A 13,818-nucleotide genomic window follows, 5' to 3' on the forward strand; every position below is an offset into this window, starting at 1 on the left:
TATGGATTGGTTGGTTCTATTTCTCTCAGGCGTGATTGGCGGTGTGCTTAACTCTATTGCAGGAGGCGGAAGCTTTATCACCTTCCCTGCCTTATTATTTGCTGGTGTTCCACCAATAGCCGCAAACGCGACCAATACCTTTGCATCATGTGCAGGCTACATCAGTGGCGCTTATGCACTGCGTCATGAGATCCAATCGGGTACCAAGAAACTAAAGCTGACCATTGCTTTGTGCGTACTAGGTGGTGGTATTGGTGCTTTCTTGTTATTACACACACCCGAAGCTTTATTTACTCAGTCCGTACCTTGGTTACTGCTTTTTGCAGCGTTGCTTTTCACTTTTGGCGGAACACTAAACAAATGGCTTAAGCGCGCCACAGAAAAACACAAACACGCCACCAGCGCTGGGGCTTTTTTTTGGTTCATCGCGGCTTTCCGGGGAAAGCCGCTTTTATCTTCAAGAAGAAGTAGTCTGTATCTCGATACCCATATCCCATTCGCTTGATTAGCTTTATCTTGTTGTTTATCCCTTCCAATGTGCAGGTGTTAAGCGGATAACTCGCAGATGCGATAATGCCGTGAAGATAAGGCCTTAGTTTTCGTGCGAACTCTTTCAATGGCTTAATTCCACTCTCTTGTACTTGTGCCCACCACGCCTCCCAGAGCCCTTTAGCATGTACTTCTGATTCACAATACCAAAGCTCTTTGAGTTGTGCTCCGAGTATATAAGTGGTCATTAAGTCCTTATTGATATTCAATATTTCGGTAAGATAGCTGTTTTGCTGTGTATTCAAATTACCCCTGTTTTTTAGCAACACCCAGCGTGAGCGCTTGATCCATTGCCTCGCTTTTTTATCTTGCTTGAGTTTGTTGGCTTGGTCGACTCTGACTCTATCCATCACCTCTCGACCGAACTTAGCAACAACATGGAATAAGTCGTAAACGATTTTTGCGTTCGGACAGTGTGCTTTAACTTCAAGATCAAAAGCCGTATTCATGTCCATTGCGACCGCTTCGATATTATTGCCATGCTTGCCTAGTTGCTCGAAGAACGGCCGTATGTCCTTACGGCTTCGGCCTAACCCTATCCAAATGACTTGGTGTGTCTTAGCGTCAGCGATGACCGTGGCATATCGATGCCCTTTAAAGATGGCGAACTCGTCCATGACGAGTTGCCTTAGCTCCTCCCATTTCACTGGCGGTACCACTTTTCTAAGTCGGGATTTATCTATCTCTTTAATGGTGTGCCAATGAACGTTCGTTAACCGGGAGATATGCTTAATAGGAAGAAGAGGCAGTAATTGTTCTATATAGCTTCTTAAGCGCTTCGTTATACGAGCATAAGGCTCCAACCAAGATAGAGATTCTGTTTTTATGCCACACTCACGGCACTTGATTCTTCGCGTTTGAACAGAAAGAACAACAGGAACACCGAGCAACATGGCTTCTTTTACATGACGCCATTGATACTCATGAATAGCCTCGGCCTCGAGACCACAAAGGCACTTAGCCTCAGAGTTCGGTTCAAGAGTCAGGGTAATAAGTGATGCTGTCTGGTGAGACTTTACGACTTGAAAGCCTTCCCAGAATGAAGATAGGAAAGTATGATTCGGCATGAAAACGGTAGTTTGTGTATGATTTTTGTTTGGCGACTAAACCATATCACTTACTACCGTTTTTGTTTTTAGTTCCCGCTAATCCGCGATGAACCTTTTTTTTCAGCACTATTACTGCTCGTTGTGTGTATATACGGCGGCTATTTCAACGCAGGATTAGGCATAGTGACATTAAGCTATTTGGCTCTTGCTGGTTACACCAATATCAATGTAATGAATGGGATCAAACTGCTGGTTTCAGCTTGTGCCTCGCTTGCGGCAATTGTGTTTTTTATCGTCAATGGGTCGATTGATTGGCCATCTGGCATGGCGGTTTTAATGGGGACATTGGTTGGAGGCTATTACTCAGCGAAGATCTCTCGCCGCATTCCACAACAATATGTTCGAAACACAGTGATCATTGCGAGTTTTCTAATCACTGCCTACTTCTTTTATGATAGTTAAATTGGTGCCACTTAAGTACAAGATCATTGAGGTTAATAACAATCAGTACCACCGATAAAATTTCACCTCTAACCCTCCAGATGGCTATTTTATTGATTATAAAATAACCACTCTAAAATATGTGAAAGCAGTCGTTTAATTAGTAAATTTGATAACAATTTAGACTGTTTTTTAGCCTTTTGTTCACGCTAAATGGGATAATTCTCCTGTCGAAAATGAGACTTCATTAGGAGGCGTTATGAACATTAAACTCGGTCATGTCATGTCATCAAGTCGACTCATTTGCTTTGTCGCTTTTCTTGCTGCCACATTCGCGTGGATCCTAAAAATGCCCGCTCTGTTTTCTGTGTCAGCGCTCTTCTTACTGGTCAGCGCTATCGTTTATGTCGCCGATCTTTGGAAGAACCAAAAGAGAAATCGCGAAGCTTAAGGCTCAAATACAGCAGGCTTTACACGCTTGAATAAAGTACACACGTTAAAAAAGGAGCACTTAGGCTCCTTTTGTCTTTTATGCTTATCGCTTTAGCTGATTAGACGGCGTTATTAATGACGCCTCTTTATAAGCGAGGCCTTGTTCTTAACGACGGTTCTTTCTAACGACGGCTTCTTATTAACGACGGAAGTTACGACCGTTACCGCCACGACGAGCTTTAAAAGCAGAAGCTGCTTTAGCTTGTGAAGCTTGAATCGACTCTACCGTTAACTCCATTGGTTCACGAGGCTCTAAACCATGTCGGAACGTTCTTGAGCGAGGTGGCATCTGGTATTCAATGTCTGACGCTTTAGGCATACGCTTGAAACGGTAAAGGTAGAAGTTTTCAACCTTTTCACGAGCCCACTCAGTCTTTTTAAGGTATTTAACAGCACTTGCGATAGTTGGCTTAGTGTTAAAGCAGTTCATGCGCATTGCCGCATCCAAAATTTCCCAACCATAGTGATCCACTAATTCAGTGATCATGGTTTCAAGCTTTAAACCGTGTAGCGGGTTATTTTGTTGCAGTTCGATTCTTTCTTCTTCAGTCATAACATTACCTTTTTCAAGGCAGCTCTCCACCTTGAATATACGCTAGAACACCGTCATCACTGACCGCTTCTAGCTCAATCACTTAGGCATTATGTCCATTGCCTTTCTTTATGCCTTTATGATGGCATAAAGCATGTCAGTTATCCTATTTATCTTTTCATTTAATTTAAAAACCTTCATCAACCATCCTAGGCATAACCTCACAGTTGGTCATTAATTGGTTGTAACACCTACCTATGTGCAAGTTAACAGAATTAATGAGAACACACTGAAATAACCATTTATTTACTATTGTTATTATCTTTTATTCGCACGCAGTGCTATGGTTTATTCGAGACTAATGAAACAAAAAGACTAATAATAAACAATGATATAACTATAATTAAAGGTTGGCTTGTAACATGTTTGACTACTCCCAGATCAACAGAGTAGCGGCTCAAGATAAGGACATTATCGCCATTGTTAATGACCTTTTTCGGCTAGCTCGCGAACATTACCCCATATTATCTCGGCTTTCGGTCATACTTTGCAGTGACAATAAGGCGTCAGATTACTTTGTCGCAGACGCCCTTAGTAAAGAGGCTGAGCATCGACACATCGAGCAGGAAATCAAACCAGAATCGGCACTTTCTCGATTAGCTGAATCCCTCGATATTCGAATCATCAACGATCTCAGCTCGACTCCACCAACAGAGCAAACTTGCCATTTATTAAAGCTCGGCCATCAGAGCAGTTACACAACCCCTATTCACTATCAAGAACATAATCTTGGGTTTGTATTCGTGAATGCCTCATCGATTGGGTTCTTATCTAAATCATCAATACAATGCGATATGGCTTATCTCACTCAAGTCATCTCAAGCTTGTTCATTCAACTGTTCGAGCGGCAACGTCACTTCCAATCTTCCTTAGCAATTGCACTGAATATTGGACACGCTCGCGATCCGGAAACCAAAGATCATCTGATTAGAATGGGCAAATACAGTGAACAATTGGCTCGAACCCTATCAAATACAAACACAGAGATTACCCACCAGTTCATCCATCGTATTCGCTTATATGCACCCTTTCACGATATCGGGAAATACCGAATTCCAGATAATGTATTGTTCAGTACCGAGCGTTTCTCCGATGAGGAAAGAGCGATAATGAACAACCATACGTTATATGGGGAAGACATGATTAACGATGTGGTTTCGCTATCTCACCACAGTTCAATGTGTTCAAAAGAAATTCAGTTCATCAAGAATATCGTGCGTCATCACCATGAAAGGTTTGATGGTTCAGGCCTACCCGACGCCTTAAGTGCGCAGTCCATACCACTAGAAGCGAGAATCGTAACCTTAGCGGATGTGTTTGATGCGCTAATGAGTAAGAGAGCCTATAAAAGAGCATGGACATTAAATGAAGTGATGGAATACATAGAGGTACACAACGGTTCGATGTTTGACCCACAGTGTGTCAAAGCACTGAAACAGAACCTCGACTACTTCCTGTCAATTAGAAAGCAATATAACGACGATATTCAACCGCAAGCAATGACAGCTTAGTTCGAACTTATCTTGCAAGCTCCCAATCTAATATCAAGCGTTAGCTAAATCAGAGCCAACAAAAAAGGATGCCAATTGGCATCCTCAACTTTAAAACCCATCGTATTAGTGTATCTGAGCCAAAACCACATCGAAACCAACTGACTTCGATTTCAAATGACACTCGCCTCAGCAAACTGCAGCTTCGCAACAAATGATAATTCAACGTAAACAGCAAAAATAATCACCAAGCTCGCACTAGAAATATAGATATTTAAAATCACAAATCACCAAATCAATCACCACGTGTATTTATGGTGGTATTGGTTTGGTCTGTACTCATAAAAAGAAAAACTTAAAATTATCCAAAGGTACGCACGTGAACCCAATAGCTCAAATTAAGAGTAACTCTAATCGACTACTAACAGCGATGGCCGTTTCTTCAATTATCTCAGGCTGTGGCGGCGGAAACTCTGACAGCACGATCGAAGACGGCGTTGCTTTAAGAGACTCTGATCTCACTCTTTACGAAAATGAATATCAACATCGCTTTTGGTACGATGTTAAATACAAAGACGACAAAAATAGACAAATCACATTCAAAGTTTCAGAGCAGTCAACAGCAAAGAATGGTGAAGATTTTGAATTAACTGCCTCACGCTCAACCTCAAATAATGCTGGCTATTTTACGCTTGCGATCCACGACGATGACCGTTTCGAAGGCAAACAGACGATAGTCATAGATATCATGGTTGATGGTCAATTTATTAGAGAAGAAACCATAACACTTGATGACACAAATTCAACGTCTCTGACTGGCCATGCAGCCATTGAAAAGAGAGGAGCGGTTGGCCATGGAGAAACAACAGTTGTAATAGATGACACAATGTATGAACTCAGTTTTAATTATGCGTTATTCAAATATGATCTTCTAACACATAAAACTGTAAAAAAACGCGAAATTACTGGTAATACATCGATAGGTAGCGTTTACCAATATGATGGTGACATATTTTCATACCGTAATGACAAGATACAACGCCTGAACACAGACAGCCTACTTTGGGAAATTATTTCAACCCCACCATCTCCAACAAACGAGATGAATCCAGTTGGTTATGCAATACAGTCAACACAAGTAGTTAATGACAAGCTCTATTTATTTGGCTATCAAAATGTTCAAGACGAACAAAAGCCGATCAATTTTAGCTATGACTTTCAATACAAAAAATGGAAAGAGTTAAGTAATCGTCCACACTTCAACACTTTTGCTCAATCGGTGCAGTTTGGCAATGATGTCTACCTTTTCAGAAATGGGCAAGCCATGATATACAACACTTCAAAGGATGAATGGTCTACTGACCCTATCGAAGCAAAAATTGGAACAACACAACCTCATGTTGCAGGAAAGTACGCTTATAACTTTTTTGTGGAAGATAACGCGGCTTACTTATCGCGCTTTAACCTTGAAAAACGAACGCAAGAAGTACAGCAAGTATCCAATTCCCAAAGAGGTATTTCATGGCAGATAGAAGGAACCTTCATGTATAAGGGAAGAATTTACCTGGCGAATAACGAACAAACACGCCTGCTCTCCGCCTACTGGGGAGATAACTAAATTATTTTCCAATATACGACTTATTAAAAAGGTGCCCTGTGGGCACCTTTGTTATATTAACAACGAAATGATAATCAATTATACGTCGTAAGTTGTAGAAGCAGTGTCGCCGCCTGTACCAGTCCAGTTTGTGTGGAAGAATTCACCACGTGGACGGTCAGTACGCTCGTAAGTGTGAGCACCGAAGTAGTCACGTTGAGCTTGAAGCAGGTTAGCTGGTAGACGTGCAGTTGTGTAGCCGTCTAGGAAAGATAGCGCAGAAATCGTACATGGCATTGGGATACCAGAACCTAGAGATTTCGCTGCTACTTTACGCCATGCCGCTAGGCTGCTTTGTAGGATGTTTTTGAAGTACTCATCAGAACCTAGGAACGCGATGTCTGGGTTTGCTTCGTACGCATCACGGATGTTGCCTAGGAATGCAGAACGGATGATACAACCACCACGCCACATTAGTGCTACGTTGCCGTAGTTTAGATCCCAGCCGTTCTCGTTAGACGCTTCGCGCATTAGCATGAAGCCTTGAGCGTAAGAGATGATCTTAGAAGCTAGTAGAGCTTGACGTAGTGCATCAACCCACTCTTGCTTGTCGCCTTCAACTGGAGTGATTGTCTTACCGAATAGAGTTTCAGCTTCAACACGTTGATCTTTCAGTGCAGATAGACAACGAGAGAATACAGACTCAGAGATAAGTGTTAGAGGAATACCTAGGTCTAGTGCGTTGATACCTGTCCACTTACCCGTACCTTTTTGGCCTGCAGTGTCTAGGATCTTTTCAACTAGAGCTTCACCGTCTTCATCTTTGTAGCCAAGGATGTCTGCAGTGATTTCAACTAGGTAGCTGTCTAGCTCAGTCTTGTTCCAGTCAGCGAATACTGCTTGCATCTCGTCAGCAGACATACCTAGGCCATCTTTCATGAACTGGTAAGCTTCAGTAATAAGCTGCATGTCACCGTATTCGATGCCGTTGTGTACCATCTTAACGAAGTGACCAGCACCGTCGTTACCAACCCAGTCACAACAAGGCTCGCCGGCGTCAGTTTTTGCAGAGATACCTTGGAAGATTGGCTTAACCGCTTCCCAAGCTTCAGCCGCGCCACCTGGCATGATTGAAGGACCGAAACGAGCACCTTCTTCACCACCTGATACACCAGTACCGATGAAGTGGATACCTTTCTCACGACAGTGCGCTACACGACGGTTAGTGTCTGGGTAGTTAGTGTTACCACCATCAATGATGATGTCGCCTTCGTCTAGAAGTGGGATTAGGTTTTCGATGAATGTGTCTACAACGTCACCAGCACGAACCATAAGCATCACTTTACGTGGTGCTTCTAGCTTCTCAACTAGCTCTTCTAGAGAGTAAGCACCAACAATGTTAGTACCTTTAGCTGGGCCTTCTAGGAACTCGTCTACTTTCGCAGCAGTACGGTTATGAGCCACAACTTTGAAGCCGTGGTCGTTCATGTTTAGGATAAGGTTCTGACCCATTACTGCTAGGCCAATTACACCGATATCACCTTTCATTATTTATATCTCCTTGCGGCTAGTCGCACTTATGCGATAGCACTTGCTGCATTTGAATCTAGGAACCACTCTGTCTCGCCAGTTTTAGACTGGATTTTCGCTGCCGGGTAAGGCAACTCTGAAGCAGGAGTAGTATGAATTTCTTTAACGATCTCAACTTTACCTGCACCCAGTACTAGGTAGCTGATTCGTTTTGCTGCTTCTAAAACTTTTGCTGTTTTAGAAACACGGATTTGACCCGACTCAGGGTGAGAAGCCAGTACAGACAGGTTCTCATCTTGGTAGTTAGTAACACCCGGGAACAGTGATGCTGTGTGGCCATCTGCGCCAACACCTAACAGAATCCAATCAAAAACAGGCGTGCCGTTTTCAGAAGGGATCACATCAGCCATCTCTTTTGCAAAGCGCTCTGCTTCTGCTTTAGGCTCATCTTCGCCGCGAATGCGGTGGATGTTTTCAGCAGGAAGGTTTACTTGAGAGAATAGAAGCGCGTTTGCTTCACCGAAGTTGCTTTCTGCATCATCCGGTGCAACACAACGCTCATCACCCCACCAAAAATGAAGGTTGTTCCACTGAATACCTTCTGCGTATGGCGCTTGCGCCAACAGTTTGAAAAGCATTTTTGGTGTGCTACCGCCAGACAGTGAAATGTGAACAGGTTTACCCTGCTCGCTGTACGCTTTCATTTCGTTTGCTAGGCTTTCAACAACTAGCTCTGGCGTTTCAAAGATCTTGTGGTTGATCATAGTTCGCAGTAATCCGTGTCTGTTAAGTTTTTGCATGGGAAACGCCATGCGCGGCCATCACGTTGCAGAAGTTCATCTGCTTCCTGTGGGCCCCAAGTACCACAAGCATAGCCAAACAGTGCTTGAGGATCTTGTTTAAAGTCTAAGATTGGTTGAACGTACTTCCAACATGCTTCTACCGCATCGGTACGTGCAAACAGAGTCGCATCACCGTTAAGTGCATCAAGAAGAAGACGCTCGTAAGCCGTTAGCATCTGAGTTTCAGGCAAGTCAGAGTAAGAGAAGTTCATTTTCACTTCTTTTGCTTTGAAGCCGGCACCTGGCTCTTTCAAGCCAAAGCTCATCTGAATACCTTCATCCGGTTGGATACGGATAATCAGCTTGTTCTCTGGTGCGTCTTGACCAAATACAGGGTGTGGCGTGTTCTTAAAGTGAATCACGATTTCAGTCACACGTGTAGGTAAGCGTTTACCGGTACGTACGTAGAAAGGAACGCCATTCCAACGCCAGTTATTGATGTGAGCTTTCAAACCGATGTAAGTCTCGGTACGAGAATCATCCGCTACACCATGCTCTTCACGGTAACCTAGTAGGTGCTGACCACGAACATCTGATGCTGTGTACTGACCTAATACTAAGTCTTTCCGCAGATCATCTTCTTCTAATGGCTTAAGACACTGAAGCACTTTAACCACTTCATCACGAATAGAATCAGCGTTAATTTGTGCAGGTGGCTCCATACCCACCATTGCTAGCACTTGTAGCAAATGGTTTTGGAACATGTCACGAACTGCGCCAGAACCGTCGTAGTATCCGCCACGTTCTTCAACGCCAAGGAACTCAGCACCTGTGATTTCAACATAATCAATGAAGTTACGGTTCCACAGTGGTTCAAACATCGCGTTTGAGAAACGAAGCACTAGAAGGTTTTGAACCGTTTCTTTACCGAGGTAATGGTCGATACGGTAGATCTGGTGTTCTTGGAAGTGATGATGGATCTCTTCATCCAGCGCTTGAGCTGATGCTAGATCGTAACCAAATGGCTTCTCAATGATCAGACGACGCCAGCCGTTCTTCTCATCGTTCAGACCATGTGCAGCAAGGTTTGCTGGAATCACACCGTAAAGGCTTGGCGGGGTTGCCAAGTAGAACAATGTGTTATGGTTTTCGAATTGGTAGTCTTGCTCAAGCTTATCCAGACGTTGTGCTAGACGAGCGTAATCGTCTACATCTGAAGTGTTGATCGCTTGGTAATGCAGATGCTCAATAAATGCATTCAGCGTCTCTGGCTCAGTTTTTTCCATTTCCTGAAGAGACTTCTTCAGCTTCTCACGGTAAGACTCGTCGCTGTACTCAGTACGGCTCACTCCAAGAATCGCAAAGGATTCTGGAAGTTGATTGCTAGCATACAGGTGGTACAAAGCAGGAATTAACTTGCGGTAAGTTAGATCTCCCGACGCACCAAAAATAACGATGCTGCTGTTTTCAGGTATTACCATCATCTTTCCTATAAAAACAAGGTTTTTAGTATTCGCCAAAGGTATCAGCGACATACGAAAATAGATAATAGGTCTTGGCTATTACATCAATAGCAAGTGCCTATTACACTTGAGAATGCGTTTGGTAAACGAGGGTGAATGCTATCACCACTATTCGGGACAGTATTGTCTATGAGTATTTGATTTACATCAACCACTGTGAAGGCAATCGATTAAATATTGACTCATTTTGAACAAAATATAATCGACCATTGGTTTCACGAAGACTGAAAAAGAAGCAAATCGGCATTCTCGAACATTGTAGTCGAGAAAGAATGGCATCTGGTCTGCGGAGTGTAGTTTAATAAAGCGTGAGGAGTGTAAAACCAGATTATTCAACTGGTTTTACATTTTACTTAAATAGAAAGGACGTTGTTAGCACTGCCTTATCTTTTGGCTTTGTTATAACAGCGTTCAGGGCGCCCAACCGTACCGTAGCTCAAATCTGCTGTTAGTTCACCGGTAGTGATCAGGAACTCTAAATAACGTCTAGCAGTTGTACGGCTTGCACCAATTCGTTCGCCAGCTTCATCGGCGGTAATATTAACGGCATCAGCTTGTAGAAAAATAGCTCTGATCTTATCCAACGTTACGCCATCGATTCCTTTGGGCAAGGTTGATACTTTTCCTGAATCCGCTTTGGCATTGGCTTGCAGCATCTTATCAACCAAACCTTGGTTCAAATCAGACACGCTTTCGAACTCTTGTAACTGTGACTGATACTTCTTCAGCGCGGCTTCCAAACGAGGAAACATGACTGGTTTTAATAGGTAATCCACCACGCCGCCGCGCATCGCTGTCTGTAAGGTGTCTACATCTCGCGCCGCGGTAATCAAAATCACATCACACCCTTGGTTGTTACCTCGAACGTGATTAAGAATATCGATCCCACTACCATCTGGTAGATACACATCTAATAGCACCAAATCTGGTTTTAAGATGTCCAATTGCATAAGCGCTTCAGACTGTGTAGTGGCAATGCCAACCACGTCAAAGCCTCCCATCTGTTCTAGATAGCGATGGTGAAGCTCTGCAATCGCAATATCATCTTCAATGACCATGACTCTCGTGATTGCGTTCATTTATGTTCTTCCTTTAACCATTGTTTTTCCATCAAGGTGATCTTCATGTGATCACTCGTGCTCTATTGTTCTTCTTTTGGTAAATACACTGTCATACGTGAACCAAAATCGTTGTTATCGACCATTTCTAGCTGCCCTTGATAACGGTCGGTAAGCTGCTTAATCAGATATAAGCCAACACCGCGGTTTTGTTTCGCTTTACTCGATATGCCTTTTTCAGTCAGCGCATCGGTTGCCAAGTGCTTAGGTAAACCACATCCTTTATCTTCCACTTCAACGATAATCTCATTGCCAAAATCACTGATAGACACTTCAATCACGCGGCGCGCTGGGGCTATTTGCCCCTCTTGCTTAATCGCCATCATGGTGGCATCAAAAGCGTTATCAATGAGGTTGCCAAGAATCGTCACGACATCCTCTGCGTTTAACCAAACTGGCAGTGCCTCAAGCCTTGAGCCTTCTTCAACTTTAAGCTCCAAACCAATCTCTCGAGCTCGCTCTGTTTTTCCTAAAAGCATGCCTGCAATAAGAGGGTCTTTTACCGTCTCTCTTAAAAACTCAATTAAGCTCTGGTAATGTGCGGTTTCTTGACCGATCAGTTGCTGAACTGAATCCAACTCACCCATTTGAATCAAGCCACTGATAGTATTCAACTTGTTCTGGTGTTCATGTGTTTGCGAGCGCAACAAATCCGCGTACTCTTTGGTTTGCGAAAGCTGATCCGTTAAGTCGTTAATCTCATCGCGTAGTCGGAAACTCGACACCGCCCCAACCACTTCACCAGCAACAATAATCGGACTGCGGTTGGCAATGATCCGCTTATTGTTTAAATACAACTCAACATCGTGGTCGATGTCGCCTGTTGATAACAGCAGTTCTAAATCACTGCCTACTAACACATCAGAAAGGCGCTGTTGATTGAGTGCTTTATCTCTATCGATGGATAAAATATCGCAGGCACTTTTGTTTATTGAGCGTAAGATACCGTTCTTATCGATACTTAAAATGCCCTCTTTAACAGTGCTCATGGTGACATCTAACTCAACATACAGTCGGCCTATCTCTTCAGGCTCAAAGCCTAAAATAGCGCGCTGAAAACGACGAGATACATAACTCGAAATCAAAGCGTTGACCGCAACCACCAGCAACGCCATCACAATCAAAAAGGCTAAGTAAGGTTCGATTCGATCTTGCAAAGAATCCAATAGGTAACCAACTGACACGACGCCAATTATCTTCCCATCAGCGTCCTTAACGGCCGATTTACCACGAACCGAAAAACCTAATGAGCCTTTCGCTGTTGAAACATAAGACTCCCCGAACACCAATGCTTTTTGATTGTCTCCGCCACGCATTGGTTTACCGAGCCTGTCATCGTATGGGTGAATCAAACGAACACCTTTTTCGTCGCCAACAACAATAAACGCCGCGCCAATCAATTGAGTGAGGTTTCGGAATTTGGCTTGGGTTTCTTCAGGGAGGGTATGTGGGACGCCTTCGGGATTCAGTGTTCCTTTTTCTTCAATAATGCGCGTTACAAGGGGAGATTCCGAAAGAAACTCAGCCACACCCAACGCTTTCAACCCCATTTCTTGCTCTTGAGATTGTTTGATATAGGCAAAACCCGCCGCTGAAAGGATCAACAGCTCAACAAGGCCAGTTACTGTCATGATAATCAACAACCTTTTTCGGAAGCTGATACTACTCCATCTCATATAAATCCGTCCCTAGTGCTCAACAGGCAATGTTAACACTAAGTTAACCAGAGCACCTTTCCGCCTATACGAATTTGTGACTATTGCTCAACTAAATAATTAACTAGATTATTAATTGATATTCCTTTACGTTGCTCGCCTCGATAAATCGTTCGTTTTTAGAACGGATTAGTTGAAAAACCCAAAAAATCGAATAAATATTGAGCTAGATCACTAAGCTTTTAGGTGTTTTTTAGGTTGTTTAAAATAAATACAATTATAATGATTGCATATAAAGGAGTTTATTATTGCCAAGCTATACGTTGCAATTTTAAGACAACGCTTTAAACCGGAATTTTGGTTAACAGAAAGGCAACAACTCTTCACCCACTGGACGTATCGATAAATAAAAGTTGCGTGCTCGCCGTTACGAATGATGAACAAACGGATTAAGTATTCTCCCCTATTCATCTCGCTATTTCACACTCGGCAGGCCAGACAACGAAGAGGTGACTGACAAAAGCAGCACCCAAGAATAAAGCATTGATGAGCAGGAAGTATCGATCAGTGGCAACGTCCGACAGAAACAGGATAAAAAACATAACGTATTAACATTGTTGAAAAGGAAACCAGGCAATGAAACGCGATACTTTTGGAATCTGCCTTACAAAGGCTATGCTGTTCAAAAACTTACAATCTACTTTTACTCATGTCAGAGCATATGAGAAGAACGAGACATCCCCGCTCGATCTAAAAGTGTTGTTAGCTTTCCCGCAAATGTCAGGTAGAGATTTATTACAAACCATGCAAGGTTCAAAACAATTGGTGTGGCGTGCCGATCACCATTGCCCAAGCTTTAAATAGCACCAGTCCATTTGTAGTAACTTCTTCTATACTGAACTTAAGGAGCACGATTCGTCGTGCTCTTTTCGTTTCTTTGTCTATAGACGCTAAATCCTTAATAGCATTCACATTATGTTAACGAATGATTATGCTATTT

Annotated in this window: 11 protein-coding genes and 2 pseudogenes; 6 read left to right on the forward strand and 7 right to left on the reverse strand. The window is 43.0% G+C overall.

The genetic code is table 11. The features are described 5' to 3' along the window. Position 1: 1 nt before the first annotated feature. Positions 2 to 418: pseudogene (locus OCV52_RS08730) on the forward strand (sulfite exporter TauE/SafE family protein); the annotation flags it as partial. A 4-nt stretch (positions 419 to 422) separates the two neighbouring features. On the opposite strand, the gene OCV52_RS08735 reads toward OCV52_RS08730, so the two are convergent. Continuing rightward, positions 423 to 1,616 carry an ISL3 family transposase gene (locus OCV52_RS08735; protein WP_261900840.1) on the reverse strand — a complete coding sequence of 398 codons (1,194 nt, stop codon included), beginning with the start codon at positions 1,614 to 1,616 and terminating at the stop codon, positions 423 to 425. A 96-nt stretch (positions 1,617 to 1,712) separates the two neighbouring features. On the opposite strand from OCV52_RS08735, the pseudogene OCV52_RS08740 reads away from it, so the two are divergent. Together OCV52_RS08740 and OCV52_RS08745 are read left to right on the forward strand one after the other, a co-directional pair. Further along, positions 1,713 to 2,060: pseudogene (locus OCV52_RS08740) on the forward strand (sulfite exporter TauE/SafE family protein); the annotation flags it as partial. A 238-nt stretch (positions 2,061 to 2,298) separates the two neighbouring features. Further along, positions 2,299 to 2,490, forward strand: coding sequence for a hypothetical protein (locus tag OCV52_RS08745; RefSeq protein WP_061033488.1), 192 nt, complete (start codon positions 2,299 to 2,301; stop codon positions 2,488 to 2,490). Between the two features lie 180 nt (positions 2,491 to 2,670). Here OCV52_RS08745 and OCV52_RS08750 read toward each other — a convergent pair whose 3' ends face one another. Beyond that, on the reverse strand, positions 2,671 to 3,084 hold the full coding sequence (locus OCV52_RS08750; protein ID WP_061033489.1) for a VF530 family protein: 414 nt from the start codon (positions 3,082 to 3,084) through the stop codon (positions 2,671 to 2,673). A 401-nt stretch (positions 3,085 to 3,485) separates the two neighbouring features. On the opposite strand from OCV52_RS08750, the gene OCV52_RS08755 reads away from it, so the two are divergent. Next, the gene (locus OCV52_RS08755; protein WP_240700697.1) at positions 3,486 to 4,634 is read left to right on the forward strand and encodes an HD-GYP domain-containing protein; all 1,149 of its coding nucleotides are present in this window, start codon (positions 3,486 to 3,488) and stop codon (positions 4,632 to 4,634) included. 358 nt (positions 4,635 to 4,992) lie between these two features. Next, the gene (locus tag OCV52_RS08760) at positions 4,993 to 6,231 is read left to right on the forward strand and encodes a Kelch repeat-containing protein (protein WP_137408575.1); all 1,239 of its coding nucleotides are present in this window, start codon (positions 4,993 to 4,995) and stop codon (positions 6,229 to 6,231) included. Between the two features lie 78 nt (positions 6,232 to 6,309). Here the strand turns inward: OCV52_RS08760 and gnd are convergent, their stop codons facing one another. The 5 genes from gnd to OCV52_RS08785 form a co-directional block, all read right to left on the reverse strand. Beyond that, complete coding sequence (gene gnd, locus OCV52_RS08765; protein ID WP_137408574.1) at positions 6,310 to 7,758, reverse strand: decarboxylating NADP(+)-dependent phosphogluconate dehydrogenase; 1,449 nt, start codon at positions 7,756 to 7,758, stop codon at positions 6,310 to 6,312. 29 nt (positions 7,759 to 7,787) lie between these two features. After that, positions 7,788 to 8,504 (reverse strand): 6-phosphogluconolactonase, encoded by a 717-nt coding sequence (pgl, locus tag OCV52_RS08770; RefSeq protein WP_137408577.1) that lies wholly within the window; start codon positions 8,502 to 8,504, stop codon positions 7,788 to 7,790. After that, entirely contained in the window at positions 8,501 to 10,003 is a 1,503-nt protein-coding gene (zwf, locus tag OCV52_RS08775) for a glucose-6-phosphate dehydrogenase (protein ID WP_009846580.1), read from the reverse strand. Before zwf ends, pgl begins: the two co-directional genes overlap by 4 nt. Before the next feature lie 425 nt (positions 10,004 to 10,428). Next, positions 10,429 to 11,124, reverse strand: coding sequence for a response regulator (locus tag OCV52_RS08780; RefSeq protein ID WP_137408573.1), 696 nt, complete (start codon positions 11,122 to 11,124; stop codon positions 10,429 to 10,431). 62 nt (positions 11,125 to 11,186) lie between these two features. Next, on the reverse strand, positions 11,187 to 12,839 hold the full coding sequence (locus OCV52_RS08785) for an ATP-binding protein (RefSeq protein ID WP_137408572.1): 1,653 nt from the start codon (positions 12,837 to 12,839) through the stop codon (positions 11,187 to 11,189). A 615-nt stretch (positions 12,840 to 13,454) separates the two neighbouring features. On the opposite strand from OCV52_RS08785, the gene OCV52_RS08790 reads away from it, so the two are divergent. Next, positions 13,455 to 13,682, forward strand: coding sequence for a hypothetical protein (locus OCV52_RS08790; protein WP_061033495.1), 228 nt, complete (start codon positions 13,455 to 13,457; stop codon positions 13,680 to 13,682). Positions 13,683 to 13,818 lie beyond the last annotated feature (136 nt).

Origin of the sequence: Vibrio chagasii (genome assembly GCF_024347355.1) — a bacterium.
Classification (GTDB): domain Bacteria; phylum Pseudomonadota; class Gammaproteobacteria; order Enterobacterales; family Vibrionaceae; genus Vibrio; species Vibrio chagasii.

Excerpts from the sequence above, each read along its gene's own strand:
- OCV52_RS08750 (WP_061033489.1), bottom strand. The coding sequence starts at position 3,084 with ATGACTGAAGAAGAAAGAATCGAACTGCAACAAAATAACCCGCTACAC.
- OCV52_RS08755 (WP_240700697.1), top strand. The coding sequence starts at position 3,486 with ATGTTTGACTACTCCCAGATCAACAGAGTAGCGGCTCAAGATAAGGAC.
- OCV52_RS08790 (WP_061033495.1), top strand. The coding sequence starts at position 13,455 with ATGAAACGCGATACTTTTGGAATCTGCCTTACAAAGGCTATGCTGTTC.
- zwf (WP_009846580.1), bottom strand. The coding sequence starts at position 10,003 with ATGGTAATACCTGAAAACAGCAGCATCGTTATTTTTGGTGCGTCGGGA.
- gnd (WP_137408574.1), bottom strand. The coding sequence starts at position 7,758 with ATGAAAGGTGATATCGGTGTAATTGGCCTAGCAGTAATGGGTCAGAAC.
- OCV52_RS08745 (WP_061033488.1), top strand. The coding sequence starts at position 2,299 with ATGAACATTAAACTCGGTCATGTCATGTCATCAAGTCGACTCATTTGC.
- OCV52_RS08735 (WP_261900840.1), bottom strand. The coding sequence starts at position 1,616 with ATGCCGAATCATACTTTCCTATCTTCATTCTGGGAAGGCTTTCAAGTC.
- OCV52_RS08785 (WP_137408572.1), bottom strand. The coding sequence starts at position 12,839 with ATGAGATGGAGTAGTATCAGCTTCCGAAAAAGGTTGTTGATTATCATG.
- pgl (WP_137408577.1), bottom strand. The coding sequence starts at position 8,504 with ATGATCAACCACAAGATCTTTGAAACGCCAGAGCTAGTTGTTGAAAGC.
- OCV52_RS08780 (WP_137408573.1), bottom strand. The coding sequence starts at position 11,124 with ATGAACGCAATCACGAGAGTCATGGTCATTGAAGATGATATTGCGATT.